Raw genomic sequence first — 3852 nt, forward strand, 5'->3', positions numbered from 1 at the left:
CGATCCCTATTTCATCTATAATTCCCGCAACTATTCCTAAGTGATCTAGATTTTTAATTTCAATTTCTTCTAGTTTAAAATTCATTTCTCTATAAAGTTAGTGGGAGTTTTATCCACGATCTTATTACTGTCTCGATAATTAAAATGTAGTATTAGCTTGGACTTGTTTTAGTCTTTTTGCTTGCGTATTCATTTTTAAATGAGTAACAAATAAGACTAAGTATTTGTCGTGAAAATTGAAGTGCGGAATGTGGGATAATAAGAAATAAAGTTATCGACGGATACTAGGAATTCGCCAAGCCCCAGGCAATTGTTTAACAAGCTCGACAGCATATTTACCATTAATTTCTTCGATTAACTGACAAATAGCCGCATCGGATTGGGTATTGATGAGCGAAGCTCTGCCAGGGGCGAACGATTGAGATAGGTACCAATCAAAAGCTTTAACAATTAGCTGCTTGCTAGTTTCAACAGTTCCTAACCAGCGATGATTACACAAGCCGCTGCTCAGATAATTTTTAGCAAGTTGCTTAGTAGTTGGTAATCGATCGGTGAAATTGAAATCAGAGCGGATACGATTGACGTTTTGGGCATTAGCGATAATCATGCAAATCGATCGATGGTTAACTGTTGATGTGCTAAAATAGACGATCCAGTAAATTTGACGATTGAATCGGTACATAACCAATCTTGGGACAGCATCTAATGAGCCATGATGGCTCTCCAGCAGTTACGGTGATAATTTAAACTTATCTTTCTCAAGACTGTTATTTAGCAAGGGTTTCAGGCTGGTACTAGTAATAAGGTGATCGTTTTAGATCCATTTTCCCCCATAAGTCCAGAAGAGCCGTTATTTTGAAGGTGGTAGACTGTTGAAAACTTGCGCTAGAACTGATTCATGGTAGACGTTAACTGCGCCGTAACGTGGGTCTTCGAGTTCATCGATCGAGATTTCTAGTTGCCGAGATATTTTGGTCGCCGCACGTCCAAGACTGCTGGCTTCCTTTTTGGATAACTTTCGCTTGAGCTTATTGGCATAACCGCGAATCGAAAAATACGTACCGTCTGGGTGAAAGATGCGATCGACTTCCCCGTCGTGTTGGTGGACGAGTTCTTCGAGGTTGGTAACTTTTGATTCGAGATCTTCTTGGCAGTCTAGATATTCGCCGAGGAATTTTTGAGCAGTAGCGATAACGTTCTGTAAGTCTAGTGGTGTTGAATCCCAGCGGGTAATTCCTTGAATCCAGAGATTAATACCTATCGTGGCAAACTTAGTTAACGAAACTTGAGCCGTTTTATTACCAGCAAAAGCATAATGCTGAATGACCGCAGCGCAGAAGTCAGCAGCATAAATATTCAGTTTACCAACTGGTTTACGATCGATAATGCCGCTCTCGGCAAGGGTCAAAGACTTGCCTAACCACGGCTTCAAAGTCTCTGAAGGTGCTTTTTCTGCAAGGGTCTTCAACATACTTTGAAGGGTTTGACGAGCGACCCCGCATAGAATCGCCAAACCACTCTGGCTCATACCAGACTCACCCGTCGCCGCGATCGTGTAAAATTCAATGCCATTTTCTTCGGACTTGATAATTGAAGACATATTTTTCGCTCTCGTAATAATAAGCAAATCAAAGCCCTACTGCTACCGCAGTCTTAAATCTAGTAGCAGTATTTCTTTGTCCCAGTTGAGATCGATTGACGACTGGTGCAATCGGGAGCGAGACTATTTCAGGGATGTAGACACAAAAAAGCCAGCGACTATGGATCGCTGGCTAAAAGAAGGTCGAGATCTAGTAGAACAATTAAATTTGATGTGTACGCGCCCAATAAAAAAGTAACAGCACCATAGTTATAATAAACCCAAGCTGAATTACTGATACTTGAGTTACGAGAATGGCGACAGCACAAACAATTGCTCCCGATAGAAAACCAGATAAATATTTACGATCGATCTGATAAACCTGTAAGTCTATTGAATCAATAAAACGTTTATTACTATAATTAACTTCCTTGATAATTGTATATTTACCCAAATAATTAGGAACAACGATTACCTCTTGTTGATTAGATCTAATTGGGAGCATCCACTTTTGGCAGATCGACTTTTTTAGACAACCCACATAGTATAGTTTCCAGAGCGTAATAATTATGTTTCATCCGAAAGTGGATGCTCCCGATCTAATTTGCTTACAAATATCTAATCGATTGTTTCCATGCAATATTAGCGGTATACCTTTACCAACGTAGGCATCTTCCCAGTAAATAACTTGGGCGATCGCATTAATCGCTCTGCGCTCCCAGGCAAATTATCGGGCAAATTATCAAAAAATTCGTTGATATGATATTCTGGCATAAGAAAACAATATTCTGCAAGTGCAGTACATCTAGTTATCAAATAGTCTAATTTATACTGTGAATTTCAAAGAGGTAATAAATAGATTTCTATTTATTACCTCTTTGATTTTAGCCGATTCGTAGGTGTGTCCCTCTGGGTTTTAGACAAGCAATTGATTCGCCATCTACTACTAAACTATCTTCCCCAGACTCCGCCAGCTTTTTGAGTACGGCTTGACGATCGACTTTATAGGTTGTAGCAATTGTTACCAACTCTGGGGGGAAATTTCGCTCCTCGATATCTGGATTGAGCCAAATGGGTTGAATGCCGCCATTTTTGACAACCTTAATGGTTGCATCCTTACCTTTAAGTTGGGCATCAGGACGGTTAGTAACAATCGACTTGAGGTAGTTCTCGAATTTTTCAAGTGCTTTGACTTTACGATCGATCGCACGAGTAAATTCGTCGCGGCGAGACTTCAGATAGGCAATGTCACCTTTTTGGGCAGCAACAACCGCCGCAATCGCATCGACTTTATCGATGATAGCAGCTTCCAATTCGTTAAATTTACTAAGTAGTTCGTCAGCCCCCTTCGATTCGGTTGCACCTGCAAGTTCGTCAGCGGAGGTTGATTCGGCAAGCTCCATGATTTCCTCGACAAGTCGATCGCGCTCTGATTCCAAATTAATTAGTGATGGCATAGTTTTATTGATATAGTTTCAAAAATTGTTGGAGCAGGTTGACATCTGCTGGAAGCAAATATCTCCAATTAAGTTGGTACGGATGATAATCTCTAACTTGAAATTCAACTAATGAGTATTCTTCGGTTTTGCGATCGTATCCTCCTCGTTCTGCCGACCATTTACCCCAATGCTCCAGATAAATTAATCGATGGGGATCGATTTCAAACTCTAGGCAGATTTTATGCGCTAGAAATTTAAAAGCGTTGCAGATACTCATGCCTGGGTTATCAGGAAGTTCGCTAACGATTACTTTGACACCATGCCCAATTCTCTCTGAAATGGCTGGAGTAGAGTCCAGCGAAGGGACTATCAGCCGACATTGAGAGTCAATGTTATGACCTGGGATTCGATAGTTATAGATGCTGTCGTAGGTCAGCATGTTATTTAATGAATTGAGTTATTTTTGGCATTTGGTTTGCGCTTTTAATAATTTGATAGTTGGGATTGAAGAAAAATACTCATACTAACAGAGCTAATTTTTCTCTAACTGGTTCTAAAGACTGGATTTGAATATCTAGATATTGACGATCGCCATAGAGATAAAATAATTCATCATCAATGGATTGAATGATTTCTACAATCTCTTTTTTATCCGAATCATTTAGATCCTGACAAAGCAACGGTAGATCGTCCAAACCTGAGTTCGATGAGGCTATGCCTCATCATCAAATCAAGTCTCTGAATGTGTTTGAGCAATAAATATCAATTGTCAAAACAAGATACTTTACCAATCTATTATCAATAAGCATTACTTGTTGATAATAGCTTGGGATT

Annotated in this window: 6 protein-coding genes; all 6 read right to left on the reverse strand. The window is 39.8% G+C overall.

Features of this window, described 5'->3' with window-relative positions; all coding sequences use genetic code 11:
* Positions 1-271: 271 nt before the first annotated feature.
* Complete coding sequence (locus ACEW9J_RS09430; protein WP_373544872.1) at positions 272-607, reverse strand: hypothetical protein; 336 nt, start codon at positions 605-607, stop codon at positions 272-274.
* 243 nt (positions 608-850) lie between these two features.
* Positions 851-1600: a hypothetical protein gene (locus ACEW9J_RS09435; RefSeq protein WP_373544873.1), complete on the reverse strand. Its 750-nt coding sequence runs from the start codon at positions 1598-1600 to the stop codon at positions 851-853.
* Positions 1601-1802: 202 nt separating this feature from the next.
* Positions 1803-2084, reverse strand: a complete 282-nt coding sequence (locus ACEW9J_RS09440) for a hypothetical protein (protein WP_373544874.1) — start codon at positions 2082-2084, stop codon at positions 1803-1805.
* Between the two features lie 379 nt (positions 2085-2463).
* Positions 2464-3036, reverse strand: a complete 573-nt coding sequence (locus ACEW9J_RS09445; protein ID WP_373544875.1) for a siphovirus Gp157 family protein — start codon at positions 3034-3036, stop codon at positions 2464-2466.
* Between the two features lie 4 nt (positions 3037-3040).
* Positions 3041-3457: a hypothetical protein gene (locus tag ACEW9J_RS09450; protein WP_373544876.1), complete on the reverse strand. Its 417-nt coding sequence runs from the start codon at positions 3455-3457 to the stop codon at positions 3041-3043.
* A gap of 79 nt (positions 3458-3536) precedes the next feature.
* A complete protein-coding gene (locus ACEW9J_RS09455) occupies positions 3537-3713 on the reverse strand; it encodes a hypothetical protein (protein ID WP_373544877.1) in 177 nt (58 codons plus the stop codon).
* Between the last annotated feature and the right edge of the window lie 139 nt (positions 3714-3852).

This window comes from Chamaesiphon sp. (assembly GCF_041737865.1).
In the GTDB taxonomy this organism is placed as follows: domain Bacteria; phylum Cyanobacteriota; class Cyanobacteriia; order Cyanobacteriales; family Chamaesiphonaceae; genus Chamaesiphon.

Bases quoted from the DNA above. Each gene is read 5' to 3' on its own strand.
- ACEW9J_RS09430 (WP_373544872.1), bottom strand. From the start codon at position 607: ATGATTATCGCTAATGCCCAAAACGTCAATCGTATCCGCTCTGATTTC.
- ACEW9J_RS09450 (WP_373544876.1), bottom strand. From the start codon at position 3,457: ATGCTGACCTACGACAGCATCTATAACTATCGAATCCCAGGTCATAAC.
- ACEW9J_RS09435 (WP_373544873.1), bottom strand. From the start codon at position 1,600: ATGTCTTCAATTATCAAGTCCGAAGAAAATGGCATTGAATTTTACACG.
- ACEW9J_RS09445 (WP_373544875.1), bottom strand. From the start codon at position 3,036: ATGCCATCACTAATTAATTTGGAATCAGAGCGCGATCGACTTGTCGAG.
- ACEW9J_RS09440 (WP_373544874.1), bottom strand. From the start codon at position 2,084: ATGCTCCCAATTAGATCTAATCAACAAGAGGTAATCGTTGTTCCTAAT.